The following is a 26521-nucleotide window of genomic DNA, read 5'->3' as shown; positions in this document are numbered from 1 at the left end:
CTGCATGGGGCTCGGCGGTCCTTGGGACGGCACGTCCTACGGTGCTGCCGAGATTGACCAGGCCGCCGCTGTGATGGACGCTGCACAGGGCATCGGGATAAGCCTTTTCGACCACGCGGACATTTACCGCAACGGAAAGTCCGAGGCCGTGTTCGGCGAAGTCCTCGCCCGTTCGCAGGGTCTGCGCGAAAAGATCACGCTCCAAACCAAGTGTGGAATCAGGCTGGGGGAGCGGGGCCTGCAAACCCACTACGACCTGAGCCGTGAAGCGATTCTCGAACGGGTCAACGAAAGCCTGAAACGCCTTCAAACGGACTACGTGGACGTCCTGCTCCTTCACCGGCCGGATCCTTTGATGGACGCGCGCGAGGTAGCTGACGCCGTCGGGCAGTTAATGGCCGAAGGCAAGGTGCGGCAATTGGGTGTGTCCAACATGTCCGGCGCTCAGATCGCTTTCCTGCAGGACGCGCTGGAGACTCCCATAGTGGCCAACCAGCTTGAAATGAGCCTGCTTCGCAGCGACTGGCTGGAGAGCACCGTGCTGGTCAATCATCCCGGGGATGCGGGCTACAGCTTCCCGCACGGAACCTTGGAGTACTGCATGTCCCACGGGATCGAGCTGCAGGCCTACGGTTCCCTGGCCCAGGGGCGTTATACAGGTGCGAAGTCCGGTGACCTGTCCCTGGCTGAGTCGGCAACAGCGACGATGCTCGAAGAACTGGCCGGCGTGCACGGCACAACCCCTGAATCGGTGCTGCTTGCCTGGCTGATGAAACACCCGGCCCGCATCTCGCCGGTGGTTGGAACGACCAATCCCGCCCGGATCACAGCGTGCGCCGACGCGGCCGCCGTGGCCAAGGACATGACCCGGGCGCAGTGGTATGGCCTGTGGACAACGGCGCGCGGAAGCAACCTCCCCTAACCCTTACTGACCTTAACCCGGACTGAGTCGCAGCCGGGATCGTTCCCGGCGTTCGGAACGATCCCGACTGCGACTCAGCCGGGTTAAAACAGCAACACATACAGGCCCCTACGAAACGGCAGGCGCAGTCACCGGAGCGACCACGGAGTACGTGCTTGAGTCGCCCTGGAGCGCCTGGCTCGGCTTGCCTTCGATGCTGAGCGGGATGTCACCGGCAATGGTCACCCGGTTGAGCTTGCGCGGCTGGCCGTCGTAGTTGTCCGGTGCGTAGTGCTGCGTGATGCGGTTATCGAACAGGACCACCTGGTTCGGCTCCCAATTCACCCGGACCACGTTCTCCGGGCGTGTCACATACGCCTGCAGCAGACGGATGATGTCCTTCGATTCGGTGTTGGACAAGCCCACGATCCTGAGCCGTTGCGCGAAGCCCCCAATGAACAATCCGCGCTCGCCGGTCAAAGGGTGGACCCGCACTACAGGGTGGGCCGTCTCGAACTTCAGCCGGGTGAATTCCTTGCGGCGTTCCTCGGCGTTCTGGTGTTCCAGGTTCTTGGGCACCGAGTAGTCGTAATCGTTGGTGTGGATGGCCCACAGGGAATCGGCAAAGGTGCGCAGCTCATCGGGGAGGTCCTGGTACGCGCCGGCTGAGGACGCGATCAGGGTCTCGCCGCCGTAGGCGGGCAGGTCGATGCTGCGCAACGTGGAAGCCTGCGGCGGGTTGACCACGAAAGTGACGTCCGTGTGCCAGTTGTTGGCCGAGCCGTTCTCGCTGTCCACGGGAAGGACGTTCTCTTCGCCCTCCACCGATGCCACTGTCGGGTGCGCCTTGGTGAGCGGGCCGAAGTGCGAAGCGAACTTCACCTGTGCCTCATCGCTGAGGATGTTCGCCTCCCGGAACACCAGCGCCTTGTGTTCGTTGAGCGCTGCCCGGATCTGCGCCACAGTGTCCTCGCTGAGGTCTCCGCTGATGTCCAGCCCGCGGATTTCGGCGCCGATGCGTGAACCGAGTTTGGCGAATTCGAGCTTGGTTTCGGTAATGACGGTCATGGTTCTGTTTCCTTACTTGTTGTGATGGTTGCGGCGGATGCCGCGGGGGTGGTTTCTAGGAAGCTGCGGCGCCCACGGCGGTCCGCCAACGGGAGAAGTGCCGTTCAAGTCCGACCAGCAGGAAGTTCACGCCGAGTCCCAGCAAGGACACCGTGAGGATGCCCGCGTACATGTCCGGGATCAGGAAGCTGCTCTGCGCGTTCACGATCAGGTAGCCCAAACCGGCCTTGGCGCCCACCATTTCAGCAGCAATCAGCACCAGGATGGACGCGGTGCCGGCCATGCGGATGCCCGTGAAGATCGTGGGAACGGCAGAGGGCAGGATGACCTTCTGGAACAGCCGGAAGCTGTTGAGTCCCAGCGACCGCGCAGCCCTGATCAGCAGCGGGTCCACGGTCTTCACACCGGCGATCGTGTTCAGGAGGACCGGGAAGAACGCAGCGTACGCCACGATGCTGATCTTGGATTCCTCGCCAATGCCCAGCAGCAGCGTGAACACCGGCAGCAAGGCCAGCGCTGCCGTGTTCCTGAACAGCTCCAGCAACGGGTTCAGCACCGAGTTCAGTCGTCCGTACCAAGCGATGAGGAGGCCCAGCGAAACGCCCGCCACCAGGGCCGCGCCGAAGCCGGCTACCGAGCGGGTCAGGCTGGCCGCGATATGGCCCTGGATGGTCCCGGATTCGAACAGCTTTCCCCACGCCAGCAGGACCTCATGCAGCGGAGGCAGGAACACCCGCGTCGATGGACTCGCCAGGTACGTCGGCCCCAGCTCCCACAGCGCCAGGAACGCCACGATCGCTGCGGACTTCCACAAGCCCGAGCCCAGCGCCGCGGTGACCCGCCGGACCCGGCTGGCTGCCGGCGTCGAACGTTCCTTGTGGGGGTCCTGCGTGCGGGAAGGTGCGACGGCGGTCCTCGCACCGGTCACGACGCCGGCCTGGGGTGCCGCTTCTTTTTGCGTAAGCGTGGTGGTCATCAGGCTGCGCTCCTTTCGGAGATGGTGGCGGGTTCGTCAGGGGCGCTGCCGTCGGGCAGGATCTTGCGGTGGCCCGCGTCCTGTGCCCGGCGGACTTCGTCGTGCAGCAGGGTCCATACCTGATGGCGGTGCTCCACGAAGGCGGGGTGGGAACGGATGTCCTCGTCGCCCTCCCGGTCCGGGATATTGATGTCCACGATTTCCTTGAGGCGTCCCGGGCGGGCGCTGAGCACGGCAACGCGCTCGCCGAGGTACACGGCTTCGTCGATGCCGTGGGTGATGAACACGATCGTCTTGCCCGTGGCCTTCCAGATCCTGAGGAGCTCGTCCTGGAGTTGCTCGCGGGTCTGCGCGTCCAGGGCTGCGAACGGCTCATCCATCAGCAGCACATCCGGCTCGTAGGCCAGGCTCCGGGCGATGGCTACACGCTGCTTCATACCGCCGGACAGCTCGTGCGGGTAGCGGTCCTCGAAGCCCGCCAGGCCCACCAGCGCCAGGTACTCGCTGGCTTTCGCGGCGCGCTCACGGCGGTTCAGTTTCCTGCCATCCGGGCCGGCTCCTTCAAGCCCGATCGACACGTTGGCCGAGGCCGTGCGCCAAGGGAACAAGGCGTACTGCTGGAACACCACGGCCCGGTCCTTGCCCGGTCCGGTTACTGCCTTGCCGTCCACCAATACCTCTCCCGAGGTGGGCGTGGAAAGCCCGGCAAGCAGGTCCAGAAGTGTGGTCTTGCCCGAACCGCTGGGCCCCACCAAGGTGAGGAATTCGCCGTCGCGGACATCCAGGCTGAGGGAATCGATGGCTGTGAGCGTCGTCGCGGGAGTGGACTTCGAGGCCCGGACCGTAAATTGTTTGCTGACGTTCCTGAGGCTGATCTTCGCGGTCATGGTCATCCCTTCTTCGCAGCGGCGAGATCGTTGAAGTCGTTGGTGTAGTACTTGGACGGCGTCAGCTTGTCCTTGACGATTCCGGCCGAGTTCAGCCACGCCTCCCACCGCGTGAAGTCCTGGTCCTGGATCACGCCTGCATCCGGCACGCCGGGGCTCTTCCAGAACTTCAGGTTTGCCGTGCTTTCGTTGCGTCCGCGGCTTTCGATGATCTTGGTGAACCGGGCAATGACTTCATCACGCGGTGTTTCCGCAGCCCACTTGATGGCCTTGGCAACGCCCGTGGTGAAGGTGCGTGTGGTGTTCGGGTTCTTTTCAATGAAGTCGCTGCGGAGGACGATCTGGCCGCCGGCGAAGTTGCCGAAAAGTCCAACATCGCTGAACAGGGACCGCAGGCCGCCGGCCTCAATGGCCCGGTCCTGGAGGACACCGCCCAGGGTGCCCGCATCCACCTGTCCGCGGCGGATTGCTTCTTCCGTGTCGTTGGGGGCCAAAGGAACCAGCTGGACCTGCTTGATCTCGTCCTGGCTCAGGCCGTTCTTGGTCAGGTAGCTGTTGATGACGGCTTCATGGTGGGCGCCAAGGGTGTTGACCGCGATCTTTTTTCCGATCAGGTCGCGGGGTTCCTTGATGGAGCTGTCCGACTTGACGTAGTAGCCGCTGAAGGTTTTCTCATCCGAACCGTAGTAGTTGACCACAGCCTTGACGGGGGCTCCGGCCTCGATCAGTTTGACTACCGCGCCGGAGAACGCGCCGCCGAAGTCTGTCTGGTTCGTCGCAGCGGACTGGATGTCCTGGGGACCGCTGGTGGTGTTACCCACCCAGTCGAGTTTCAGGTCGCCGAGGTATCCGAGGTCTGCCGCCAGTTCGGGGAAAGTCACGTTGTTGGCCGAGCCCTGGTACCGAAGTTCTTTGACTTCGTTGCCAGGCTGGCCGCCTTGTCCGGCTTCGGCTGCACCGCCGCAGCCGCTCACCGTCAGCGCTAGTACGACGGCGGCCGCGACGCTCAGGAGGGGCAGATGCAGTTTCATGGGAGCTACTTTCGATGGGTTGGGGTGGGTTGGGTTGGGTGTCGGGTGAGCCGGCTGACGCAATGGCCGGGGACCTTGCGCAACGGCTTGGGAACGATGAAAGCCCATGGCGACGGCGTGTGGGAAGTGGCGCGGTAACGCCCGGAAACGCTGCGAAACAGCCCGAAACCGGGCGAAATCCTGAGCCACGTCCGGCAACCGGAGGACTCAAAGACGCCGTATTGAGTCCCGTGAACAACAGCGACAGGTGCGCCTGAAATGACTGGCGCGGACCGCCGTCGGACGTTCATACTGCGGGACTCCACAGTCATATGGGGTTTAGTTCGTATTGATCCTCACAAGGAGGCCGAATTCTTCGCCTAGCGGGCGGCAGGGCAGATACGGTAGATACATGACGTCTAGCATCGCCGCCGAATCCATTCGGCCCACCCGCAACATTCCCGCCGACATCGCCCGCTCATGGCTTCTTGTGAACGCGATGAAAACGGAGCTTTTCGACGAATCCGCGGGTTCGCGCGCTGACGCCATCATTCTTGACATCGAAGACGCCGTGGACCCGTCCCAGAAGGACGCTGCGCGCGAGAACGTGGTGAACTGGCTGACCGCAGGTGGCCAGGCCTGGGTCCGTATCAACGATGCAACCAGCAAGTTCTGGGCCGACGACCTCGCAGGACTGCGCGGAACTCCCGGCTTGCTCGGCGTGATGCTGGCCAAGACCGAGTCCGCCGACCAGGTCACCGAGTCCTACCACCGCATGGACGGCAAGACTCCCGTTATTCCGCTGGTTGAGTCCGCCCTCGGCATCGAGGAAGCCAACAACATTGCCCGTGCGCAGGGAGCATTCCGGCTCGCGTTCGGTTCGGGCGACTTCCGCCGCGACACCGGCATGGCGGCCACCCCGGAAGCCATGGCGTACCCGCGGGCCAAGCTCGTCGTCGCCAGCCGCGTCGGCAACCTGCCGGGACCGATCGATGGCCCCACCGTCGGCACCAACCACCCCATCCTGCGCGAGCAGACCGGAATCACCGTGACCATGGGCATGACCGGCAAGCTTTGCCTGGCCATTGACCAGACCACTGTGATCAACGAGGTCATCAGCCCCACGCCATCCGATGTCGCCTGGGCCACCGACTTCATGAACGACTTCGAAGCCAACGGCCGCGTGATCCGCGACGGCTCCGACCTCCCGCGCCTGGGCCGCGCCGAGAAGATCATGAAGCTCGCCGTCGCCTTCGGAGTCCAGCCTTCGCTGTAGGCATGCCGGTCAAGTAAATATGCTCGTCCACGGAGTCGTATGGGACTCGTTCTCTGCGGCGTTGCGGCTTTGGTCGCCGGAGTCGGAGTTCACTGATGTTGCGTTGGCCCGGGGCTCAGCCCTGGGCCTGCGCGTTTCCCCCGGTTTGTGGTGCCTGGGCCACAGCAAGGTCCACGGCCCGGGAGAGCGCACGCACGTTCCCTGCCCCAGTGGCTCTCCTGCTGAACGGGGCAAGCAATGCGGGACCTGCTTCGCCCGCGATGATTCCCGGCTGATGCACGACTTCCACCGGGGCGGCTCCGTTCCCACGGGCCTCCGCGCGTACCTGATGCAACCGCATTGGCTCTACGTGGCTACCTTCGCGAACGGGGCTACCAAAATCGGTACCGCGTCGGCGCCGCGCAAATGGAACAGGCTCGCGGAGCAGGGAGCGGTTCACGCTTCCTACGTGGCCCATGCCGAAGATGGCCGTGTTGTCCGGGTCCTGGAGGACCTTGTGACCCGCGAGCTCGGCCTCGTGCAGCAGGTCCGTTCCGCTGCCAAGGTGGCCGGACTCGTGGAGCCGCGCGACGCCGTCGAGCTTTCAGCCGTGAACCGGCAGCACGCCGGGCGCGTGCGCAGCTTGCTGGGCGGGCTGGCCATGACCGGTTTTGCCGTTGTGGAGGAAGAGTGGGACAGGCCCGCCCTGGCCGACACCCTCTGCACTGTCCGTCCCGGCGGCGTGCGTCACCGCTACCCGGCAACGTTCGACGACGGCGGGCACGGTCTGCGGATCCACTCACTGTCCGGGGCGATCGCCTTGGCGGGCCTGCCGGACGCTGCAGGCAACGAGGTCGAGGGCAGCTTCGTTGCCGACCTGGGCGCATTGAAGGGCCGCAAGATCGAATTCGGTCCGCACACTACCGAGATCCCGGCCTTGCAGGACTCGCTCTTCTGACCTCCCGTTGCGGCGAGGGGCGACATCCCGACCCTAAAAAGCGCTTCTTTCCCTTGAAAGCCAACCCCTCGCACCCACCCCGCTAGACTTGGACGGTGCTAGAACAATTCTGGGCCACCGCCTCCACCTCCTACAAAGCGCTGGTTTTCAGCGCCATGGGACTGATCGCTGTGGGACTCATCCTGTCCATTGTTGGGAACACCACAGGGAACCAGGCGCTGGCCATGGCCTCTTTGCCCGTGATCGGTGTCGGCTTGATCCTGCACGTCACCGGAATGGTGGTCCGGGGCCAGAAGATCCGCAAGAGCTACAAGAAGTAGCGTGCCCGCGGTTTTCACGCTGCCCGGGAAGCCGCCGCCCGATAGGGTTGGACCATGAGTATCAATCCGGACCTGCAGGGCCGCAGCTACCCTGCCGCAGAGATATACGACGTCGGCCGTGAAAAAATCCGCGAGTTCGCCAAGGCCGTGAAGGCCACCAACCCGGCGCACTTCGATGTTGAGGCAGCAAAGGCCCTGGGCCACAGCGACCTCGTGGCACCGCCAACGTTCGCCATTATTGTCGCCCAACGTGCCGATGCCCAACTGGTTGAGGATCCCGAATCGGGCATCGACTTCTCCCGGGTGGTCCACGCCGACCAGCGGTTCACGCACCACCGCGCGATCGTTGCCGGCGACCGTCTGGTAGCCGAGCTGCATGTCGACGGCGTCCGGGCCATGGGTGGGGGAGCGATGATCACCACACGCTCCGAAATCTCCACGGAAGCCGGCGAGAAGGTCGCCACCACCACCTCGTCCATTTTGGTCCGCGGAGAGGGACAGTAACCATGAGCCACACATTCGAAGAACTCAGCGTTGGCCAGGAGATCGGCACGCGGAGCATTCCCGTCACCCGCCAGGACCTGGTGAAGTACGCAGGAGCGTCGGGGGACTTCAACCCCATCCACTGGAACGAAGCGTTCGCTACCTCCGTGGAACTCCCGGGCGTCATCGCCCACGGCATGTTCACCATGGGCGCCGCAGTCCAGTTGGTGAGCGACTGGGCAGGCGACCCTGCCGCCGTCGTCGATTACCAGACGCGCTTCACCAAGCCGGTCCTGGTCGCCGACACAACCGGCACGGATGAGGCCGGCGCTGTCATTGACGTCACCGGCGTGGTGGGAGCGCTCGACGCCGATGCCCGCACCGCCCGCATCGACCTCACCGTGGTAGCGGCCGGACAGAAAGTCCTCATGAAGTCGCAGGCGGTTGTGAAGGTCTCTTGAACCAACAGAACACCACCCCACACGGCAGCAAACCGAGCGCCACTGCGACTGCGATGTTGCGGTGGCGCGCCGCTGTTCTGGCGTCCTATGCTGCCAGCGGGGTGGCCTTCGCTACCTGGGTGTCCCGGCTGCCGGCCATCCGGGACGGCCTGGACCTGACTCCAGGCGGCATCGGGCTGCTGCTGATGTGCATGACGGTGGCGTCCTTCATCTCGATTTCAGCCTCGGGCCTCATCGTGCTTCGGCTCGGTCCCAAGCTCACCACGAGAATCGGCAGCTGCATGGTGGGGGCGGGGCTGGTTGTGGTCGGCATCGGGACCTCGCTTGCCGCCAATCCGTTAGTGGTTGCCGCAGGACTGGTGGTCCTCGGCCTGGGTACGGCAAGTTGGAATACGGCGTCCAATGTCGAGGGTGCGGCGCTTGAACGCGAACTTGAACGGCACATCATGCCGCACCTGCACGGCGCGTTCAGCCTGGGAACCGTGGCTGCGGCGGGCTTCGGGGCCTGGGCAGCTGCCGTGCACATGCCGGTGTTCTGGCACTTCCTGATTTCCGGCTTCGTGGTGACGGCCTCGGTGGTGACTGCCGGCTTCTGGTTCCGATCGGAAAAGACCGCCCAAGCCACCACTAAATTCAGCCCCCACGAGACCGATACCTTCCGGGACCCCTCCACGGGCCCGCTGCCTGTTATTACTCCAACGCCGGCCGGCCAAGAGGGCGGCAAGGCAACCGCACCGCTGGACAACAAACGGCTTGTGGCCCTCGCATGGCGTGACCGCCGGACGCTGCTGATCGGAGTCCTTGTCCTTGGCCTGGCTTTGGCTGAGGGTGCGGCGGGTGACTGGGTGGCTCTGGCACTGGCAGACGGGCACGGCCAAAGCGACGCAGCGGGCGCCGTAGGTTACGGGGTGTTCGTGACGTTCATGACCATCGGCCGCTTCACGGGGACAGTCATCCTCGACCGGTTCGGGCGGGTGCTGGTGATGCGCTGGTGCTCGGCCACCGCCGTCGCGGGTCTTGCGCTTTTCGTGTTTTCACCGGTTCCGTGGCTTGCGTTCGTTGCGCTGGCGGTGTGGGGACTGGGCGCCTCGTTGGGCTTCCCCGTCGGTATGTCTGCTGCCGCCGATGATCCCGTTCATGCCGCCGCCCGCGTCTCCGTGGTGTCAACCATCGGCTACGGGGCGTTCCTGTGCGGTCCTCCGCTCCTTGGATTGCTGGCAGAGCACTTCGGCATCCTCCATTCGCTGCTGGCCCCTCTGGCGCTGTTGGTGGTCAGTTTCTTCCTGGCACCCCTGGCGGGCAAGCAAAAGGCCTCGTCGGTGGAGCCGGCCGATGCCCGTTAGGCTTGATTAGTGACCCAGATGCTTCTTTCAGACTTGACCACAGCTGCCGTCGGCGGCCCCGCAGGGAACTACATTGAAGCCCGCACCGAAGCCGAAATCATCGACGCCGTCCGCTCGGCAGACGCCGCCGGAGAGAAACTCCTGATCATTGGCGGCGGGTCCAATCTGCTGATCTCCGACGACGGTTTCCCCGGCACCGTGGTAAAAATCGCTTCCGAGGGCTTTACCGTGAACTCCGAGGACAGCTGCGGCGGTGTCTCCGTGGTGGTACAGGCGGGCCACAACTGGGATGCGCTGGTGGAATATTCCGTGCTGCACGCGTGGTCAGGCTTGGAGGCGTTGTCCGGCATCCCGGGTGCCACGGGCGCCACCCCGGTGCAGAACGTTGGCGCGTACGGCGCGGACGTGTCACAAACCATTGCCGCGGTCCGGACATGGGACCGGGAGCGCAACGCTGTCCAGACCTTCACCAATTCCGAGCTGAAGTTCGGCTACCGTGACTCAATCCTGAAGCAAACCACTGTTGAGGGATCCCCCCGCTACGTGGTCCTGACCGTGGAGTTCCAGCTGCCGTTGGGCCGGATGAGCGCCCCGGTCCGCTACGCGGAATTGGCCCGGGCGCTGGGCGTAGAGGCAGGCAAGCGTGCCTACTCGAACGACGTCCGCCGGGAAGTCCTGCGGCTCCGGGGATCCAAGGGCATGGTCCTGGACGCGTCCGATCGCGACACCTACTCCACGGGTTCCTTCTTCACCAACCCCATTGTCCCCGCCGACCAGGCGGCAGGGCTGCCGGAGAATGCCCCCAAGTATCCGGCCGGTTCAGATGGCCTGGTAAAGCTCTCCGCCGCGTGGCTGATCGACCAGGCCGGATTCGGCAAGGGCTTCGGGCTGGAGGAGACCAGCGTTTCCGGGGGGAGGGCTTCCCTGTCCACCAAGCACACCCTGGCCATCACCAACCGAGGCTCGGCCTCCACGGAGGATATGCTCGCCATCGCGCGCGAGGTGAGGGCCGGCGTCGTCGAACGCTTCGGCATTGAACTGCACCCGGAGCCGCTGCTGATCGGCGCCAGCCTCTAATCCCCTCGCGTGTTCCCGCGAGGGGCAAGCTTTCGGGTGTATAGGGCGTGGCTTAGGGTTGAGATCCCGCCCCTCGGCGCGTGTGGGCTAGCGTGTGCGGCGTTCGGCGATTGGCAGCACCTTGTTGAGCAGCAGGAACGTGAGTCCGCAGCTGACCGATCCCAACAGGAAGATCTGGCTGAACGCGATGCTTTGCGGCGACGGGCCGCTGGGCATGAACACGCCGGCCGTGGCGAATCCCACCAAGCCGAGCAGCAGCACGATCGCTCCGAGGAGGAAGCTGCGGACCTGCGCTGCCGCGGCGGGGTAGTACCAGGGTTCCGGGGCGTCGTCGTGGCGATCCGCAAGGGGCTGGCTGGCCGCTGCCGTTCCTATCAGCAGCGCGGCCGCAGCGGTTGCCACCAAGCTGACGGTCTGGATGGCTTGCATGGAGGGGGAGAGGCTTACTCCCGTTCCCACCGCCACGATCAGCCCGGAGCCAAGTCCCACGAGCGTGCAGAACCAACCGGCGGTTGCCAACCACCGGCTCAACGGCCGCACAAACGGAGCGAGATCACCAAAAAGCATGAATTCATCCTAGGAGCCGCTGCTGGGTGACGGCTGGGAGGCGCGGCAAGGTTCCCTGTACTTGCCGGTCCATTTAGGATGAAGCATGCCTGCACCCCTCACCCCGCGCGTCCTGGGCCGCTTGCGGCTGGCTGCCCAAGGCCTGTTGGGTAACGGCCTTCCGACCGTCCCCGATGCCGTCCGTTGGATGACCGCCATGCAGGCACAGGACCTTGGCGCTGCGCTGTGGGCTTTGGGGCAGCGGGTTCCCGGTATTGCGGCCTCCGACGTCCGGGCGGCCCTCGACGCCGGGACGGTGGTGCGTTCGTGGCCGATGCGCGGCACGTTGCATCTGCTGGCACCAGAGGACCTCCGTTGGATCCTGGGCATCACCAGTGGCCGCTTGATGAACATGGTGGCCGGGCGCCACCGGGAACTTGCCATCACGCCCGACGACATAGCCCACTGCCGGGACATCGCCTTCACAACTTTCGACACGCTCAAGGCCGAAGGCGCGCCGGGCGCAAGCCGCGAGCAGCTTTTCCTTGCGTTCGAGGAGGCCGGCCAGCTCACCAAAGCCCAACGCGGCATCCACCTGCTCGGCAGCCTCTGCCAGCGTGCATGGCTGGTTCAGGGGCCCATGGCGGTGTCCAACGGCAAGGTGGGCGTGCAGCAGCTGTTTGTGCCTTTCGATGAATGGATCCACCAGTCACGGGAGCTGGACAGGGAGGAAGGCATCACTGAGTTGCTCTTCCGCTATCTGAGGAGTCGCGGGCCGGCCACCATCAAGGATTTCTCGTGGTGGAGCCAGATCCCCTTGAAGGAGGCGCGGGCTGCCCTAGATACAGTCCGGGACGGCCTGGTTGAGCTGGAGTCCGGCGGCACCAGCTACTGGCTCTCGCCGGAGTCAGCTGCAATGCTCGACGACGGCGTCCCCGGCTCGCGCTCGTTGCTGGCTCTTCCCGGGTTCGACGAATACCTGCTCGGCTACCAGGACCGGAGCCTGGTCCTTGCCCCTGAATTCGCGGAGTTGGTGGTCCCGGGAAAGAACGGCGTGTTCAAGCGGATCATCGTCTCCGGGGGTGAAGTGATCGGGACTTGGGCGAGGACGGCGAGTGGCAAGACCATCGGAGTCGAGCCTGAGCCGTTCGCGGGGACGTTGGGGCCGGCGGCGGTACGGTCGTTCCAGGCACAGGGCCGGGCCTACCTGAAGTTCATGGCCGGCTGACCTGCTCGCTACGCCTCAAAGTCGTTGTCGGCCCGCTGTTTCGTTGCAGCCCAACGACGTTGTTGCGGGTCCGCGACGTTATTAGGGGCTGCGCGCCAAGGGCCGTCTCCGCGCGGGCATGGTTTGATGCAGCACTTGTCCACATACGGCGGAAATGGGATGTCCTGACATCCTGGACCAACTCACGATGAATGCATGCAATCGCGAAAACTGGATGCACTAATAGCCGCCAATTGGCCTGACAGCACCATTGCTGTTACGTCGGACCTCGCAGGAAAAGGCTTGGGCGCCCGCGTGCTGACAGCGGGTGTGCGCTCCGGCAAGCTTATTCGGGTAAGACGGGGCGCATACGCCCGAAGCTCAGACTGGCGTCGCCGACCTCCCTGGGAGCAGGACCTGCTGAGAATCCAAGCACACCAGCTTAGTTCGCGCTCGGCCATTCTTTACAGCCATGCCAGTGCCGCGCGCCTGCATGGATGCGCACCGTGGGATGGTGGGCCCCTGGTGCACGTCACCACGCCGTTCTCGCCGGCCCAGACAAGTTCCGGGGAGGATGTACGGGCACATGGTGCAGCGCTGGAAGCTGCCGAGATTGTTGAGATCCTGACTCCTTGGGGGCGACCCGCCAGAGTGACGAGCCTGGAGCGCACTGTCGTCGATTGTGCCCGGACCCTGGAATTCGAACGGGCACTGGTGGTCGCAGACCAAGCCCTTCGCAGAGGGGCGGATCCGGTGTTGATTCAGGCTTATGTGGACGGGGGCCGGATCACGAGAGGCGCTCGACGCTTGCGGCGGGTGCTGGACGCAATGGATGGCCGTTCCGAATCTGTGGGCGAGACCCGGACGCGTGCTCTTTTGGAGAGGCTGGGAATCCCGGAAGCCGTGCTTCAGCTCGAAGTCGATACTCCCATCGGTCGCTACCGCGGAGACTTCGGATGGCCGGACAGCAAAGTTATTCTCGAGTTCGACGGCCGTACCAAGTACTTCGACTATGCGCCCACTGACGAGGTGGTCTTTCAGGAACGGAGACGTGAGAAAGCACTCAATGCATTGGGCTGGGACGTTATCCGAATCGAGTGGCAGGATCTCGGCAGGCCGTGCGAAGTGGAACGGCAAGTGAAGACTGCCTTGTCGAGGCCAGAACGTCGAAACCCGCTGTTCCGTTGCGGGAAAGCAGCGGAACAGCGGATTTCGAACGAGAGGCGGAGAAGCCTAGAGCTTGCCCGTCACAATGTTGAGCATGCGGCGCAGGGGCTCGGCTGCGCCCCACAGGAGCTGATCGCCCACGGTGAAGGCGCTGATGTATTCCGGACCCATTTCGAGCTTGCGGATACGGCCCACGGGGATGTCCAGCGTGCCTGATGCCGCAACCGGGGTCAGGTCTGCCATGGAGGCTTCCTTGGTGTTCGGAACAACCTTGGCCCACTCGTTGTCCTTGGCCAGGAGGTTTTCGATCTCCGTCACAGACAGGTCTTCGCGCAGCTTCAGCGTGAGGGCCTGGGAGTGGGAACGCATGGCTCCGATGCGGATGCACAGGCCGTCCATGGCGATGTGGTCTTTGCCCGCGGTTCCGGTTCCGGTGCCGAGGATCTTGTTGGTCTCGACGCCGGCCTTCCACTCTTCCTTGGACTGGCCGTTGCCGAGGTCGGCGTCGATCCACGGAATCAGCGAGCCCGCGAGCGGCACACCGAACTGCGTGGCGTCAACCCCGGTGCGCTGGGTGGCAAGCACCTTGCGGTCGATCTCCAGGATGGCCGATGCCGGGTCGTCCAGTTCGCTGCTGACCTCGTTGTTGAGCGTGCCGAACTGGTTGAGGAGTTCGCGCATATGGCGCGCGCCACCGCCGGAAGCGGCCTGGTACGTCATGGACGTGCCCCACTCCACGAGGTTGTTCTTGAACAGGCCGCCGAGGCCCATGAGCATGCAGGAGACCGTACAGTTTCCGCCGATGAAGTCCTTCACGCCGCCGGAGAGTCCGGCGTCGATGACGTCGCGGTTGATGGGGTCCAGCACGATGATCGAGTCATCGTTCATGCGCAGGGTGGAGGCAGCATCGATCCAGAGGCCGTCCCAGCCGCGGCTACGGAGTTCACCATGGACCTGCTTGGTGTAGTCGCCGCCCTGCGCGGTGACAATAATCGGCAGCTTGGCAAGCGTCTCAATATCGAACGCGTCCTCGAGCTTGCCTGCCCCCTCTGCAAAGGACGGGGCGGCACCTCCTGCGTTCGAGGTGGAGAAAAATACCGGGTTGATGTTGGCGAAGTCGTTCTCTTCCTGCATGCGCTGCATCAGGACTGAGCCGACCATGCCACGCCAACCGACCAGTCCAACGGACGGATTAGCTGCTGTAGTCATTCACCAAGTCTAAACTTTCGAAGCAAAGTGCCGCTGTTGGTTACGTCACGCACGCGAAGCACGACGCCGGCACCCGCCACAGTGATGCTGCTGACTCAGTCGCGGGGAGCAGGCAGTGCGTCCGACTCCTGCAGCAGGGCGGCCTTGCGCTTGCGCAGGGCAAAGAAGGCACCGAAGGTGAACACCTGCGTCACGACCACCAGGACGATGATTCCAACGATCTTGTTGCCGCCCAGGATCATGGTCAGGCCAACAATGGCTGAGAGCAGGGCGAAGAGCGGCAGCAGCATGTAGCCCAGCACGAACAGGGTTTCGGGTTTTTTCAGCATGCTTAGTCTTCCTGGCTTTTCTGGCTTACGTTCCGGCGCCATGTAGTGAACCGGTAGTTGGTGCCGTTCTTGGCGGTGAGCCACCCTTCGGCGGGCGCCATGGTGTCAAAGGTCCAGTCATCGCCGAGTTCGGGCGCGTAGGTGTCACCCTCCACATCGGTGTCGATGATGGTGATGACCGCCAGGTTGGCGATACCCATGGACTGGCGGTAGATGTCGCCGCCGCCGACAATCCACACCTTCTGGCCTCCGGGTGCAAACTGGGATTCCAGCAGTGCCTCGTCCAGGGAGGAAACCACGACGGCGCCTTGGGCCTCGGGCGTGGATGCCCACTTTTCGTTGCGGGTCACCACGATGTTGGTGCGGCCCGGAAGGGGACGGTACTTTTCCGGGAATGATTCCCAGGTCCGCCGGCCCATGATGACGGGGTGCCCGGTGGTGATCCGGCTGAAGTGCTTCATGTCTTCAGGCAGGTGCCACGGCATGGTCCCGTCCTTGCCGATGACGCCGGACTTGGTCTGCGCCCAAATCATGCCGATGCCGGTCATTCTGGCAGCGGTTTCCTGCGTGAAGATGACGCCGGGAAGCTGGGCCGGATCCTCGGAGGAAGGAGCGCTCATACCGCGATCGGTGCCTTGATGGTGGGGTGGTGGCGGTAGCCGACCACCTCGAAGTCGTCAACGGTGTAGTCGAAGATGGAGTCCGGCTTGCGGAGGATCTTCAGCTGCGGGTACTCGTACGGTTCACGGCTCAGCTGCTCCGCGACCTGCTCCACATGGTTGTCGTAGACGTGGACGTCGCCCCCGGTCCACACGAATTCGCCGGGTTCGAGGCCAAGCTGCTGGGCCACCATGAGCGTCAGGAGCGCGTAGGAGGCGATGTTGAAGGGGACACCCAGGAAAGTGTCGGCCGAGCGCTGGTACAACTGGCAGGAGAGCTTGCCGTCGGCAACGTAAAACTGGAAGAACGCGTGGCACGGCGGCAGCGCCATGTCCTTGAGTTCGGAAACATTCCATGCGGAGACGATGTGGCGCCGGGAGTCCGGGTTCGCGGCGAGGCTCTTCATCACTTCGGAGATCTGGTCGATGTGGCCGCCGTCGGGGGTGGGCCAGCTGCGCCACTGCACGCCGTAGACGGGGCCGAGTTCGCCGTCCGCGTCCGCCCACTCGTCCCAGATGGTCACTCCCTGGTCCTGCATCCACTTCACGTTCGAATCCCCGCGCAGGAACCACAGCAGTTCCACGGCCACGGACTTGAAATGGACCCGCTTGGTGGTGATGAGCGGGAAGCTCCCGGCGAGATCGAACCTCAGCTGGCGGCCGAAAACGCTGCGCGTTCCGGTGCCGGTGCGGTCTGATTTGTGTGTGCCGTTGGCCATGACGTCGCGCAGGAGGTCTTCATACGGGGTGGGAATCACGGTTCAAGCTTACTTGTACCGTGCCCATTAACCGCCAGCCGTCCACGAAGAAGATCAATGAGCGTTGCGTCACCCACACCCGCGTCGCGGGCGGCCAGGATCAAGCCGTCGACGGCGGCGATCACCGCAGCGTCTCCGCCCGCCACGCGGTGCGGCGCCCGAGGCGGCCCGACGACGACAGTGCCGTTCCGGCGTCGTGATTCGATGACGCCGGACTGCTCCAGTTCCTTGTAGGCACGCGCCACCGTCCCTGCGGCGATGCCGAGGTCCGCGGCCAGGCTGCGCACTGTTGGCAGGCGGTTTCCAGGTTCCAGGACCCCGACGGCGATCAGGGAGCTGAGCTGCCGGCGGATCTGTTCGTAGGGCGGAACCGGGTCTGCGAGGTCGATGGAGATTCCGGCGGTCATGGCGTCGGCTGGTTCTGCTTGGGTTCGGTGCCCCTGGGAATCGCCCGGAAAAGGCTCCGGACTGGCGTAACCGCGACGACGACGGCAATGACGGCTACAACGACTCCTGTCATGTACACAGGACTCGGTCCCAGCTGATTGAAAGCCGGGAACAATGTTCCCCATGCTTCGGCGTTGCCAAGCATCATCACCGCTGACTGTGCCAGAAGGAATGCTGCCAGGGTTCGGACAATCCGGTACATCGAAATGGCGCGCAGTGCGGCATCAAGCCCGCTCTCGTCCCCCACTTCAGGAAGACCTCGACGACGGCGCGTGGCCAGGATTGCGGCAGCGCCCATCAGTCCGACCCCCATCGTGAGAAAGAGGTTGGCGGGCCAGGCGGGTGGGCCGACCAGGAGTGATTGGCCTGTACCTGTAAGGACGAGCGTTACCGCAAAGACCGTGGCCGAAACGATGCTGAAGGTGAGCAACCCCTTGGACACCGGCTGCCGCGGCCAACCGAGGGGCACCTCCGGGTGGCCATAGTTGCGGGCGATCAGTAACTCGCCTGCAGCAATGGTGAGCAGGACCAGGACGGCAGACACGGTGACGACAATCGCCGGGGCAAGGGAGCGCTGGCCTTCTACCGGAATGAAACCGAACCAGAACACCAGTGTCACAAGCGGCAAGACGGCGGCGACTCCCAGGACCGCTCCGAGGGAAACGCTGAGTTTTGCTGCGCCGTGGGTGCGGGGATCGGCGCGGAGAGCAGTGCCGCTGATGGCTTTCGCGGATGCCTGAAGCGAAGGAAGGACCGGCACCTTCCACCACCACATGACCAGCAGCACAGCCATGTTGACAAGACCCAAAACGTTGAACCACGACGGTTGCCACGTTGCCCCAGGCGTCGGGAGGGCGGCAAAATTTCCCGCGATGCTGGCGAGGCCTGCGGCGATGGTGGCAACGGTCCGCAGCAGCCTGTTGGCTGCAATGGCTCGAAGCGTGCGGTTGTCGTCGCTGCTTAGCGTCTCCAGTTGGCGCCGCCGTGCGATGAGTACCAGGACGAGCCAGGTCCCTGCAACAAGGACCACTAAGGCGCCGCCAAGCCACCCGGCAAGTTCCGAACCCGCGATCCTTCCATCCTGGCCCTGGCCTGTGTAGACCGTCGTTTCCATTGATGATGCAGGAGCGGGGACGGGACGCACCGGTGCGTGAGCGGGCAGGGCTGCAATCGAGACTATGGCGGTACCGGCATAGGCAACGATCACGCCTGTTGTCCAGGCGAGTTTCGCCTGGAGGAAATCGCGGATCCTGCGGACGGTGAGTTCAGCGTACCTGTGCGGGGATTTGGGGGCCGGGTAGCTCCACTGGCCCAAGGCATGGACCACCAAGGACGCGGCGATCGGCCAAGCCAGGGCCGCCAGGAGGTCTTCCGAGGTGAAGGGCGCATTTGATGAGGTCGGACTGGCCCGGATCACACCCGCGCTCATGGCTCCTTGCAGGGAGCTGGCCATCCAGCCAATGATGCCGACCCACAGGCCGTGTGATGCCACAGAGGTGGCGTCGGGCTTGGACCACACTTGTACCCGCAGGAACAGGTACACCAAGACGGCGCCCACGACGGGCCCCACCAAAAGCAACGGCGGCACATCAAAGGACACGGTAAAGACCCCCAAGTCTTAGAAACATTGTGTCAAGTATTTGATACAAAGACGTGGGAGTCAACCGTGCCGGTACCTAGTCGTCGAAAGGCTTGACCTGCTCCACGGAAACTATCTTCCGCTCGGATCCCCGCGCCACCTGGCACACGATGACCTCACCCGGCGAAAGAAAGGGATCCGCGGAGGGGAGGACTGCGCGCAGGTTTTGGGGCATGTGCTGCCCCAGTTGCTTCAGTGCGGTAGGCAGGGCGGGCCTGTGCGTGCAAACGGCTATGGGCAGTTGCTTGTCGAACAAGGCCTCGATGGCTGCAGCCGTCTTTTTCGGAGAACGCTGATGGTGGTGCTCGGTGAGCGCCTCCACCAACTTGACCTTCGCCCCCGACGCTTTCGCATAGGGCGCTATGGTTGCCACACAGCGGGTCCATGGACTGGTCACCAGGCGCTGCGGTTTCCAGACGTCAAGAAGGCGCTGCACCGCAATGGCCTGCCGCTGGCCAGTGGCCGCCAAAGGACGGTCGCCCTCGGCCTTGGTCCAGGACGATCGCGGCTTGGCTTTTGCATGACGGATCAGGATCAAAGGCCACGTGTCGAGTTCACCCCGGACGTGTGCCTTCTCCAAATATTCCAAGGGTTTCACGTCCGTGGGATTGCTGAGGAATGACGCCGCCCGGTCAGGGCTGCACCACATCACGCTGTCCACTTCCTTGCCATCGGGACGGAGCGGTTCACCGTTGACTTTGGCGGCCCAATACTGGACCACCTTGAGGCCCGCCGACACGTGATAGTGGATGGCCGGGAGGGGAATGCCCAGCGGTGCCCGCAGGCCAATCTCTTCCCACACTTCACGGGCAGCGCATTCCGGAACCGTTTCGCCGGCGTCGAGCTTTCCCTTGGGCCATGACCAATCGTCATAGCGGGGCCGGTGGATCAACAGAACCTCCAAGGCACCCTTGTTGAGGCGCCACGGGATGGCGCCGGCAGCGACGACGGCTACCGGCTCGCCGGGGTGGTCTGTCTGATCCTCCACGGGGGTATCGCTGTTCAAATCTTCCTTACCTCCGTGCCGACGCACGCTGGCGCGAACGCGACTCCAACAGCCAGGACTGCATGTCCAGCAACGGCTTGCCATCGGCATCCAGGTGGTGCCTGGTCCAGTGCCCTTGGTTATCCAAGTGCCAGCTGGCCGTTCCGTCGTCAACATAGCGGCGCATCAGATCCATGACCGTGGTGATGTCCTCCTTGCTGGACAGCTGCACCAGGGCCTCCACGCGGCGGTCCAGGTTGCGGTGCATCATATCGGCGGAACCGATGTACACCACGGGATCGCCGCCGTTGCCGAAGGCGAACACCCGCGAGTGTTCAAGGAAGCGGCCAAGGATGGACCTGACCGTGATGTTCTCGCTGAGGCCGGGAACACCGGGGCGGAGGGAGCAAATGCCACGAACCACGACGTCCACCTTCACGCCCGCCTGGGACGCGCGGTACAGGGCGTCGATGATGGCTTCGTCAACCATGGAATTGACCTTGATCTGCACCAGGCCGGGAATGCCGGCACGGGCGTTGCGGATTTCAGTTTCAATCCGCTCCACAAGGCCGGCCCGGACGGAGCGCGGTGCCACCAGCAGCCTCTTGAAGGTGGACTTCGGCGCATAGCCGGACAGCTGGTTGAAGAGCTTGGAAAGGTCTTCGCCCACCTGCTCGTTGGCGGTCAGCAAACCGAGGTCTTCGTAGTAGCGGGCCGTGCGCGGGTGGTAGTTGCCCGTGCCAATGTGGCAGTAGCGGCGGAGGCCATCCACTTCCTGGCGAACCACCAGGGACAGCTTGCAGTGGGTTTTCAGGCCGACGATGCCGTACACAACATGGACACCGGCCTGTTCCAGCTTGCGCGCCCAGGAAATGTTGGCTTGCTCATCGAAACGGGCCTTGATCTCCACCAGGGCCAGAACCTGCTTGCCGGCCTCCGCAGCGTCGATCAGCGCGTCCACGATCGGGGAGTCACCGGACGTCCGGTAAAGAGTCTGCTTGATGGCCTGGACCTTGGGATCCGCTGCAGCCTGTTCGAGGAACGCCTGGACCGAGGTGGAGAAGGAGTCGTAGGGGTGGTGCAACAGGATGTCCCTGCGGCGCATTGCCGCGAAGACATTCGCCGCCTTGGAGGTCTCGGACTCGTTGAGGTAGCGGGATGTGTGCGGGACGTGTTTCGGGTAGTGGAGATCGGCACGGTCGATGCCGCTGATCGCGGAGAGCCCCCGCAGGTCCAGCGGCGCGGGCACGGAGTACACCTCGGACTCCTCAACGCCCAGTTCCCTGATGAGCAGGGCCTTGATGTTCGGGTTGATGTCCGTGGTGACTTCCAAACGCACGGGAGGGCCAAAACGGCGTCGCAGGAGTTCCTTCTCCAAAGCCTGCAGGAGGTTCTCGGCGTCGTCCTCTTCAACTTCCAGGTCCTCGTTGCGGGTCACCCGGAAGGTGTGGTGTTCCAGGACCTCCATGCCCGGGAAGAGCTTGTCCAAGTGGACAGCGATGACTTCTTCCAAAGCGATGAACCGGGCAACGCGGCCGGGAATGGCACCTGCGCGCGGCCCGTCCACGGAGATCAGGCGGGGCAACTGGTCCGGAACCTTGACGCGGGCGAAGAGCTCCTTGTCACTGATCGGGTTGCTGACGATCACGGCCAGGTTCAGGGAGAGTCCCGAAATGTACGGGAAGGGGTGGGCAGGATCCACGGCCAGGGGAGTCAGGATGGGGAAGACCTTCTCCTGGAACATGACGCTGATCCGCTGCCGGGCATCCTCATCCAGCTCATGCCAATGCATGAGGTGGATGTGTTCGTAGGCCAGGGCCGGCCGGATCTGCTCGGCAAAAACGCGGGCGTGGCGTTCCTGCAGCTTGTGGGCCTCTTCACCGATCTGCTCCAGCACCTCGATGGGGCTGAGCCCCGCGGGGGAGGGGACAGCCAGTCCGGTGGCGATACGGCGCTTGAGGCCGGCCACGCGGACCATGAAGAACTCATCCAGGTTGGAAGCGAAGATCGAGAGGAAGTTGACGCGCTCCAGCAGGAACAGATCGGGATCCTCGGCAAGCTCCAGCACGCGGGAGTTGAAGGCAAGCCAGCTGAGCTCGCGGTCCAGGAAGCGGTCCGGGGAGATGTCGCCTTCGGGTTCCAGGCTCGGCGCGAATTCGGGAATATCGATGCGGTCCTGGGTGGCCCGCGAGGCCGGCACTTCAGACGATCCGAAGCGCGGAGGCAGTGTCGCCCCCTTAGAGGTGGATCCGGCGATGCCGACGGGGTCCGGCTGCATGGGGCTCTCCTAAGCTCAGGACTGGGTTTCCTCCCACATTACAAGCAATCGCGGTGTCCGAATCCAATGAGCCGCCGCCTTTCCCTGCGGTGATCGCGCCAGGTTAATTTTTCGTTAACGGACCGTACATCACATCGGTGTCCCAGCGGATGAATCCCAGTTTCTGGTATAGGGCCACAGCAGCCTGGTTGTCGGCGTCCACGTACAGCATCACGGCGTGGAGGCCCTGATCCTGGAGGTGTTTGATTCCGGCAACAGTCAAGGCTTTGCCGAGCCCCGAACCCTGTGCAGCCGGAGTAACGCCCACCACGTACACCTCGCCGATTGCCGGGTGCGGCCCTTGCCGGGGGTGGACCTTGGTCCAGTGGAAGCCCAGGAGTTCGTCTGCGTCGTTGACGGCCAGGAAGAATCCTTCGGGATCGAACCAGTCTTCTGCTTTCCGGGCCTCGAGGTCCTCGAGCGTCATGGAACCCTGTTCGGGGTGGTGGGAAAAAGCGGCGCGGTTGGCGGCCAGCCACGCCTGCTCGTCCTGGCCCGGCACGAAGGCGCGCAGCGAAACGCCGTCCGGGAGGGCGGCGTCGGGCAGTGCGGATGTCGACGACATCAGCCGCATCTTCCACAGTTCGCGTACCGGCCCGTAACCGAAACGGGTGGCCAACTGCGCAGCGGCCTCGTGGCCGCCGTGCGACCAGGCGCTGAGGCCTTCAAGGCTCCGTTCCTTCTGCAGGGCGTCCAACAGCCGTCCGGCCACCCCCTGGTTCCGGTAACTGGGGTGGACGGCCAGTTCCAGCACTCCGCTGGCGTCCGGCGCGTCAACGACGACGGCGATTCCCGCCAGGTCTTCTGCCGTTGCCGGGTCTGAGCCTTCGATCGGCGCATACAGTGCGAAAGACACGACGGAATGATCGCCGCCGTCGGCACCACGCAGCATTACCAGGGTCTGCTCGGACAGGGGCGGGTTCCCGTCGGACTCCTCCGCCGCGGCGGTGAGTGCCCTGAAATCCCTGAGGAGTTCGGCGTCCAAAGCGCCCTTGATGATCAGTACAGGCCAGTTCTCCGGGTGTGCTTGACTCATGGTGCAAGGCTATACGCCCCGGGCAAGCCCCGTAATTTGATGTCTCGGAGCAACGGAGGTAGTCTCGTTATCTCATTCGGCTTTGGCCGGGTACAGGGGGGATCCACCAGTGGGGTGGCCTCGATACGTTCGACCCGTATGTCCTCCACCAAGTAATGCAGAAAGGCCGGGATCCGTGTGGATCCCGGCCTTTCCTGTGTCTAAACCGTTCCTGTGTCTGAACCGTCAGGCTTCGGAGAGCTCGTCGTCGGGCAACCGCACCAGGGTGAGCCTGTAGCCGACGTTGCGGACCGTGCTGATGAGGTTCTCATGGTCCACGCCGAGCTTGGCGCGAAGACGCCGGATGTGGACGTCCACCGTGCGGGTGCCTCCGTAGTAGTCATAGCCCCAGACCTCGGTCAGCAGTTGCTGCCGGGTGAAGACGCGGCCGGGGTGCTGTGCCAGGTACTTCAGGAGCTCGAACTCCTTGAACGTCAGGTTCAGGGGTTGGCCGCTGACGCGGGCGGTATAGCTTGCTTCGTCGATAACGACGCCGGCGGCCCGGATTTCAGTCTGGGTTTCTTCCTCGCCGGGCACGGCACGCGCCATGGCCAGCCGGATGCGGGCTTCCACCTCGGCAGGTCCGGCGGAGTCGAGCACGATGTCGTCCACGGCCCAGGCCGAAGAAACAGCAGCCATGCCGCCTTCGGTAAGGATCAGCATCAAAGGCGCGCTGAGTCCGGTTGCCTTGAGCAATTGCGTCAGCGAGCGGGCTCCTACCAGATCCTTGCGGGCATCAAGGAAGACGATGTCTGTGGGATCGGTTTCGAGCAAAGCGGTTGGTTCTGCCGGGAGGATGTGCACGCGGTGGTTCAACAACTCCAAGGCAGGCAAAATGTCCACCGAAGAGCCGGTGCTGTTCGTCAGGAGCAGGATGTGCGACATAGTTCCTCCAATGGGCTGTACGCGCATCATCGGGCGTCGAAACCGGAGTTTCACCGGCCGGTCCCAGCGCCCCGCGGCCCTTGCCCGTTGTGACGGGATCGAGGCCAGGACAGTGCGCTGTTGAAGTCTGAGTATACCCATCAGTGCCCTGCGACACATGGATTCGTGACGGGTTGGCAGGGGAATTACGACATATTGGGCCGGTATAAGGCAGGATTGTCGGGAGGCCGTAGAAGGCGCATCGGATTGAGGTCGGGCACACAGTGAAGTCTTGGAGCATCGGGGTATTCGGACTCGTGGCGCTCGCAGCCATCGTGGCCAGCACCTTCGTTTCCCGGGAAGCCATGGTTGGCGTGGGCATCGCGGCGTCTGCAGCAGTAGGCATCGGCTGGCCGCATTTCCTGGGAGTTCCGGCCAAGAAGACGCTGGCAGCTGTCATTGGACTGGCCGGCGCGGGATCGGCAGTAGCTGCCGCGTACCTGCCTGCCCCTGGCTTCCTTGACGGAACTCCGGCTTTTGTTGCCCTTGGCGTGATGGCCGTCTTCATTGTCCAACTCGTCCGGGGCACGGGCCAGGCCCAACGCCTGGAGTCAACCCTTGGCTGCAGTGCCGGCGTGCTGCTCAACTGCCTGGGCGCAGGCTGGATAGCCGGTGCCAGGTTCAACGGCGTCAGGGAAATGGTCCTCGTTGCCGGCCTGAGCGCAGCCGTTGCGCTGTTGGTAGGCATCATCCGTTGGCCGGACCGCATCGTGGCGCCGCTCGGAGTGGTCATGGCGGGCCTCATGGGTCCCCTCGCCGGCCTCGTTTTCTCGGACATCGCTGTGCTGCCCGCTGCCTTGGTGGGTGTCGTGGTGGGTTCGGTACTGGTGTGTTTCCGCCGCATGACCACCCTCAGGCGGGGGAGGCTTAACATTCCTGCAGCTGTTGGAATGGGCGTGGCCCCGGTCTGGGCCGTGGGCGCCTTGGCTTACTTCATAGACAAACTACTCATCTACTAGCGGTTAGGATTGCATCATGTCTGTACTCGCATTTGAAATCTTCTTCCTCGTTCTCCTTGGCCTGGCCAGCATCGCCATGGCGTGGTTTGCAGGATTTGTTGTCTACCGCCTTTTCAAGGGCCAGAAGTAAGCTTTCTGGTTCTGCAGCCCAACCGAGGTAACTGTTGTGCCTATTGAGATCCCCACAGATCTGACGCCCGAACTCGTTCCCCTTTCCTGGCTCATTGGTGAGTGGGAGGGCCGCGGCCGGCTCGGCAGCGGCGACGAGGATTCGGAACATTTCGTCCAGCACGTTTCGTTCACCCACAACGGCCTGCCGTACCTGCAATACCGGGCCGAGACCTGGATCAGCGACGACGCCGGCGCAAAGTTGCGTCCGTTGACAGTGGAGACCGGGTTCTGGGCGTTGGAGCGGAAACTTGAGGAAGGCGACGGCGGACCTGGACTGATCCCGGCGGACATCGTCCCCGTTCTCAAAACGGCAGATGAAGTCGAAGAGCGCCGCAACAAGGACGGCGGATTCGATATCTCCGTCTCGATCGCCCACCCCGGCGGCATCACCGAGCTTTACTACGGCCAGATCAAGGGACCCCAGATCCAGCTGAGCACCGACATGGTGATGCGCGGGAGCCACTCCAAGGAATACACTGCAGCCACCCGGATCTTCGGCTTGGTGGACGGCAACCTCCTGTGGCGCTGGGATGTCGCAGCCAACGGCAAGACCCTCGAAGCCCACGCATCGGCGTTCCTGCACAAGGTTTCCTGACCCAAAGGGTTCACCGTACGTTCCGCGCAGCACGCCAGGCAGAAGGAGCAGAAAGTGACCGATCACCCCAAACCAGGCGGCTACGAGGGCCTTAAGGCCGTCTTCTTCAACGGCACCCTGAAGCCCTCACCGCAGCTCAGCAACACCGATGGCCTGATCCGGATCAGCCGGGACATCATGGAAAAGCAAGGCGTCACGACACGCCTTATCCGCACCGTGGACCACGACATCGCCAGCGGCGTCTATCCGGACATGCGTGAACACGGCTGGAAGACAGACGAATGGCCGGAACTCTATCCCGCTGTCCGTGACGCTGACATCGTGGTGGTTGCGGGTCCCATTTGGTTGGGCGACAACTCCTCCCAGACCAAGAAACTCATTGAGCGGCTGTATGCCCACTCCGGTGAGCTGACCAGCAAGGGGCAGTGGGCTTTCTACCCCAAGGTGGGCGGTTGCCTGATCACCGGCAACGAGGACGGCATCAAGCACTGTGCCATGAACGTGCTCTACAGTCTCCAGCACATCGGTTTCACCATTCCGCCCCAGGCCGATGCCGGCTGGATCGGTGCTGTGGGACCGGGACCCAGCTATTTGGACGAAGGATCCGGTGGCCCGGAGAGTGATTTTACTAACAGGAACACCACCTTCATGACCTGGAACCTGCTCCATATGGCCAAGCTCCTGCGTGATGCCGGGGGCATTCCCGCCTACGGCAACCTGCCCGAAGAGTGGAAGGCCGGCACCCGGTTCGATTTTGATAACCCGGAGTACCGCTGAAGCGAAATATTGCCCAAC

At 63.7% G+C, this 26521-nt stretch carries 27 protein-coding genes and 1 pseudogene; 13 read left to right on the top strand and 15 right to left on the bottom strand.

Going from position 1 to position 26521, the window contains the following annotated elements; all coding sequences use genetic code 11:
- Positions 1 to 4: 4 nt before the first annotated feature.
- Entirely contained in the window at positions 5 to 922 is a 918-nt protein-coding gene (locus JMY29_RS14505; RefSeq protein ID WP_039242560.1) for an aldo/keto reductase, read from the top strand.
- A 108-nt stretch (positions 923 to 1030) separates the two neighbouring features.
- Here JMY29_RS14505 and JMY29_RS14500 read toward each other — a convergent pair whose 3' ends face one another.
- The 4 genes from JMY29_RS14500 to JMY29_RS14485 are packed head-to-tail and all read right to left on the bottom strand — an operon-like array spanning position 1031 to position 4863.
- A complete protein-coding gene (locus JMY29_RS14500; protein WP_055971613.1) occupies positions 1031 to 1969 on the bottom strand; it encodes a TauD/TfdA dioxygenase family protein in 939 nt (312 codons plus the stop codon).
- Between the two features lie 55 nt (positions 1970 to 2024).
- The gene (locus JMY29_RS14495; RefSeq protein WP_055971616.1) at positions 2025 to 2945 is read right to left on the bottom strand and encodes an ABC transporter permease; all 921 of its coding nucleotides are present in this window, start codon (positions 2943 to 2945) and stop codon (positions 2025 to 2027) included.
- Entirely contained in the window at positions 2945 to 3832 is an 888-nt protein-coding gene (locus JMY29_RS14490) for an ABC transporter ATP-binding protein (RefSeq protein WP_026267016.1), read from the bottom strand. Before JMY29_RS14490 ends, JMY29_RS14495 begins: the two co-directional genes overlap by 1 nt.
- A gap of 2 nt (positions 3833 to 3834) precedes the next feature.
- Complete coding sequence (locus tag JMY29_RS14485) at positions 3835 to 4863, bottom strand: ABC transporter substrate-binding protein (protein WP_189075269.1); 1029 nt, start codon at positions 4861 to 4863, stop codon at positions 3835 to 3837.
- 391 nt (positions 4864 to 5254) lie between these two features.
- Between JMY29_RS14485 and JMY29_RS14480 the strand changes: the two genes are divergently transcribed.
- The 7 genes from JMY29_RS14480 (at position 5255) to JMY29_RS14450 (ending at position 10739) form a co-directional block, all read left to right on the top strand.
- Entirely contained in the window at positions 5255 to 6118 is an 864-nt protein-coding gene (locus JMY29_RS14480) for an HpcH/HpaI aldolase/citrate lyase family protein (protein WP_018776736.1), read from the top strand.
- Between the two features lie 19 nt (positions 6119 to 6137).
- The gene (locus JMY29_RS14475) at positions 6138 to 7055 is read left to right on the top strand and encodes a DUF2797 domain-containing protein (RefSeq protein ID WP_110503822.1); all 918 of its coding nucleotides are present in this window, start codon (positions 6138 to 6140) and stop codon (positions 7053 to 7055) included.
- A 95-nt stretch (positions 7056 to 7150) separates the two neighbouring features.
- Positions 7151 to 7375, top strand: a complete 225-nt coding sequence (locus JMY29_RS14470) for a DUF3188 domain-containing protein (protein WP_018776734.1) — start codon at positions 7151 to 7153, stop codon at positions 7373 to 7375.
- Positions 7376 to 7429: 54 nt separating this feature from the next.
- Positions 7430 to 7879, top strand: coding sequence for a MaoC family dehydratase N-terminal domain-containing protein (locus JMY29_RS14465; RefSeq protein WP_189075268.1), 450 nt, complete (start codon positions 7430 to 7432; stop codon positions 7877 to 7879).
- A 2-nt stretch (positions 7880 to 7881) separates the two neighbouring features.
- On the top strand, positions 7882 to 8319 hold the full coding sequence (locus tag JMY29_RS14460) for a MaoC family dehydratase (protein WP_018776732.1): 438 nt from the start codon (positions 7882 to 7884) through the stop codon (positions 8317 to 8319).
- Between the two features lie 53 nt (positions 8320 to 8372).
- A complete protein-coding gene (locus tag JMY29_RS14455; RefSeq protein WP_189075447.1) occupies positions 8373 to 9662 on the top strand; it encodes an MFS transporter in 1290 nt (429 codons plus the stop codon).
- A gap of 9 nt (positions 9663 to 9671) precedes the next feature.
- Positions 9672 to 10739, top strand: coding sequence for a UDP-N-acetylmuramate dehydrogenase (locus tag JMY29_RS14450; protein ID WP_189075267.1), 1068 nt, complete (start codon positions 9672 to 9674; stop codon positions 10737 to 10739).
- 87 nt (positions 10740 to 10826) lie between these two features.
- Here the strand turns inward: JMY29_RS14450 and JMY29_RS14445 are convergent, their stop codons facing one another.
- The gene (locus JMY29_RS14445) at positions 10827 to 11306 is read right to left on the bottom strand and encodes a hypothetical protein (RefSeq protein WP_018776729.1); all 480 of its coding nucleotides are present in this window, start codon (positions 11304 to 11306) and stop codon (positions 10827 to 10829) included.
- An 85-nt stretch (positions 11307 to 11391) separates the two neighbouring features.
- Between JMY29_RS14445 and JMY29_RS14440 the strand changes: the two genes are divergently transcribed.
- Together JMY29_RS14440 and JMY29_RS20940 are read left to right on the top strand one after the other, a co-directional pair.
- Complete coding sequence (locus JMY29_RS14440) at positions 11392 to 12513, top strand: winged helix DNA-binding domain-containing protein (RefSeq protein WP_189075266.1); 1122 nt, start codon at positions 11392 to 11394, stop codon at positions 12511 to 12513.
- Between the two features lie 195 nt (positions 12514 to 12708).
- Positions 12709 to 13542: pseudogene (locus JMY29_RS20940) on the top strand (type IV toxin-antitoxin system AbiEi family antitoxin domain-containing protein); the annotation flags it as partial.
- Between the two features lie 183 nt (positions 13543 to 13725).
- Here the strand turns inward: JMY29_RS20940 and asd are convergent.
- The 10 genes from asd to JMY29_RS14385 all read right to left on the bottom strand — a co-directional run bounded on the left by asd (position 13726) and on the right by JMY29_RS14385 (position 23962).
- Positions 13726 to 14868, bottom strand: coding sequence for an aspartate-semialdehyde dehydrogenase (gene asd / locus JMY29_RS14430; protein ID WP_055971632.1), 1143 nt, complete (start codon positions 14866 to 14868; stop codon positions 13726 to 13728).
- Positions 14869 to 14963: 95 nt separating this feature from the next.
- On the bottom strand, positions 14964 to 15197 hold the full coding sequence (locus JMY29_RS14425; protein ID WP_018776726.1) for an NF038396 family protein: 234 nt from the start codon (positions 15195 to 15197) through the stop codon (positions 14964 to 14966).
- A 2-nt stretch (positions 15198 to 15199) separates the two neighbouring features.
- Positions 15200 to 15817 carry a dihydrofolate reductase gene (locus JMY29_RS14420; RefSeq protein ID WP_189075265.1) on the bottom strand — a complete coding sequence of 206 codons (618 nt, stop codon included), beginning with the start codon at positions 15815 to 15817 and terminating at the stop codon, positions 15200 to 15202.
- On the bottom strand, positions 15814 to 16575 hold the full coding sequence (locus tag JMY29_RS14415) for a thymidylate synthase (RefSeq protein WP_052247255.1): 762 nt from the start codon (positions 16573 to 16575) through the stop codon (positions 15814 to 15816). The genes JMY29_RS14420 and JMY29_RS14415 overlap by 4 nt, the downstream gene beginning before the upstream one ends.
- Before the next feature lie 35 nt (positions 16576 to 16610).
- Positions 16611 to 17021, bottom strand: a complete 411-nt coding sequence (locus tag JMY29_RS14410; RefSeq protein WP_018776723.1) for a GntR family transcriptional regulator — start codon at positions 17019 to 17021, stop codon at positions 16611 to 16613.
- Positions 17018 to 18661 (bottom strand): hypothetical protein, encoded by a 1644-nt coding sequence (locus JMY29_RS14405; protein ID WP_189075264.1) that lies wholly within the window; start codon positions 18659 to 18661, stop codon positions 17018 to 17020. The genes JMY29_RS14410 and JMY29_RS14405 overlap by 4 nt, the downstream gene beginning before the upstream one ends.
- A 76-nt stretch (positions 18662 to 18737) precedes the next feature.
- The gene (locus JMY29_RS14400; RefSeq protein ID WP_039242427.1) at positions 18738 to 19706 is read right to left on the bottom strand and encodes an NUDIX hydrolase; all 969 of its coding nucleotides are present in this window, start codon (positions 19704 to 19706) and stop codon (positions 18738 to 18740) included.
- Positions 19707 to 19713: 7 nt separating this feature from the next.
- Entirely contained in the window at positions 19714 to 21963 is a 2250-nt protein-coding gene (locus JMY29_RS14395; RefSeq protein WP_018776720.1) for an RNA degradosome polyphosphate kinase, read from the bottom strand.
- 103 nt (positions 21964 to 22066) lie between these two features.
- Positions 22067 to 23038: a mycothiol synthase gene (mshD, locus tag JMY29_RS14390; protein WP_189075263.1), complete on the bottom strand. Its 972-nt coding sequence runs from the start codon at positions 23036 to 23038 to the stop codon at positions 22067 to 22069.
- 225 nt (positions 23039 to 23263) lie between these two features.
- A complete protein-coding gene (locus tag JMY29_RS14385) occupies positions 23264 to 23962 on the bottom strand; it encodes a winged helix-turn-helix transcriptional regulator (protein WP_018776718.1) in 699 nt (232 codons plus the stop codon).
- Between the two features lie 263 nt (positions 23963 to 24225).
- Here JMY29_RS14385 and JMY29_RS14380 point away from each other — a divergent pair, with 263 nt between their 5' ends.
- The 3 genes from JMY29_RS14380 to JMY29_RS14370 all read left to right on the top strand — a co-directional run bounded on the left by JMY29_RS14380 (position 24226) and on the right by JMY29_RS14370 (position 26503).
- Entirely contained in the window at positions 24226 to 24960 is a 735-nt protein-coding gene (locus JMY29_RS14380; RefSeq protein ID WP_018776717.1) for a hypothetical protein, read from the top strand.
- Positions 24961 to 25126: 166 nt separating this feature from the next.
- Positions 25127 to 25726, top strand: coding sequence for a nitrobindin family protein (locus JMY29_RS14375; RefSeq protein WP_018776715.1), 600 nt, complete (start codon positions 25127 to 25129; stop codon positions 25724 to 25726).
- A gap of 54 nt (positions 25727 to 25780) precedes the next feature.
- Complete coding sequence (locus JMY29_RS14370) at positions 25781 to 26503, top strand: flavodoxin family protein (protein ID WP_039242420.1); 723 nt, start codon at positions 25781 to 25783, stop codon at positions 26501 to 26503.
- The last annotated feature ends 18 nt before the right edge of the window (positions 26504 to 26521 follow it).

This window comes from Paenarthrobacter nicotinovorans, from assembly GCF_021919345.1.
GTDB lineage: Bacteria > Actinomycetota > Actinomycetes > Actinomycetales > Micrococcaceae > Arthrobacter > Arthrobacter nicotinovorans.
The sequence above is the reverse complement of the archived record's forward strand: the minus strand, read 5'-3'. Positions and strand labels throughout refer to the sequence as shown.

What these genes read in the sequence shown, in the direction of transcription:
- JMY29_RS14505 (WP_039242560.1), top strand. Translation starts at nt 5, where the DNA reads ATGGGGCTCGGCGGTCCTTGGGACGGCACGTCCTACGGTGCTGCCGAG.
- JMY29_RS14500 (WP_055971613.1), bottom strand. Translation starts at nt 1,969, where the DNA reads ATGACCGTCATTACCGAAACCAAGCTCGAATTCGCCAAACTCGGTTCA.
- JMY29_RS14495 (WP_055971616.1), bottom strand. Translation starts at nt 2,945, where the DNA reads ATGACCACCACGCTTACGCAAAAAGAAGCGGCACCCCAGGCCGGCGTC.
- JMY29_RS14490 (WP_026267016.1), bottom strand. Translation starts at nt 3,832, where the DNA reads ATGACCGCGAAGATCAGCCTCAGGAACGTCAGCAAACAATTTACGGTC.
- JMY29_RS14485 (WP_189075269.1), bottom strand. Translation starts at nt 4,863, where the DNA reads ATGAAACTGCATCTGCCCCTCCTGAGCGTCGCGGCCGCCGTCGTACTA.
- JMY29_RS14480 (WP_018776736.1), top strand. Translation starts at nt 5,255, where the DNA reads ATGACGTCTAGCATCGCCGCCGAATCCATTCGGCCCACCCGCAACATT.
- JMY29_RS14475 (WP_110503822.1), top strand. Translation starts at nt 6,138, where the DNA reads ATGCTCGTCCACGGAGTCGTATGGGACTCGTTCTCTGCGGCGTTGCGG.
- JMY29_RS14465 (WP_189075268.1), top strand. Translation starts at nt 7,430, where the DNA reads ATGAGTATCAATCCGGACCTGCAGGGCCGCAGCTACCCTGCCGCAGAG.
- JMY29_RS14460 (WP_018776732.1), top strand. Translation starts at nt 7,882, where the DNA reads ATGAGCCACACATTCGAAGAACTCAGCGTTGGCCAGGAGATCGGCACG.
- JMY29_RS14455 (WP_189075447.1), top strand. Translation starts at nt 8,373, where the DNA reads ATGTTGCGGTGGCGCGCCGCTGTTCTGGCGTCCTATGCTGCCAGCGGG.
- JMY29_RS14445 (WP_018776729.1), bottom strand. Translation starts at nt 11,306, where the DNA reads ATGCTTTTTGGTGATCTCGCTCCGTTTGTGCGGCCGTTGAGCCGGTGG.
- JMY29_RS14440 (WP_189075266.1), top strand. Translation starts at nt 11,392, where the DNA reads ATGCCTGCACCCCTCACCCCGCGCGTCCTGGGCCGCTTGCGGCTGGCT.
- asd (WP_055971632.1), bottom strand. Translation starts at nt 14,868, where the DNA reads ATGACTACAGCAGCTAATCCGTCCGTTGGACTGGTCGGTTGGCGTGGC.
- JMY29_RS14425 (WP_018776726.1), bottom strand. Translation starts at nt 15,197, where the DNA reads ATGCTGAAAAAACCCGAAACCCTGTTCGTGCTGGGCTACATGCTGCTG.
- JMY29_RS14420 (WP_189075265.1), bottom strand. Translation starts at nt 15,817, where the DNA reads ATGAGCGCTCCTTCCTCCGAGGATCCGGCCCAGCTTCCCGGCGTCATC.
- JMY29_RS14415 (WP_052247255.1), bottom strand. Translation starts at nt 16,575, where the DNA reads ATGGCCAACGGCACACACAAATCAGACCGCACCGGCACCGGAACGCGC.
- JMY29_RS14410 (WP_018776723.1), bottom strand. Translation starts at nt 17,021, where the DNA reads ATGACCGCCGGAATCTCCATCGACCTCGCAGACCCGGTTCCGCCCTAC.
- JMY29_RS14395 (WP_018776720.1), bottom strand. Translation starts at nt 21,963, where the DNA reads ATGCAGCCGGACCCCGTCGGCATCGCCGGATCCACCTCTAAGGGGGCG.
- mshD (WP_189075263.1), bottom strand. Translation starts at nt 23,038, where the DNA reads ATGAGTCAAGCACACCCGGAGAACTGGCCTGTACTGATCATCAAGGGC.
- JMY29_RS14385 (WP_018776718.1), bottom strand. Translation starts at nt 23,962, where the DNA reads ATGTCGCACATCCTGCTCCTGACGAACAGCACCGGCTCTTCGGTGGAC.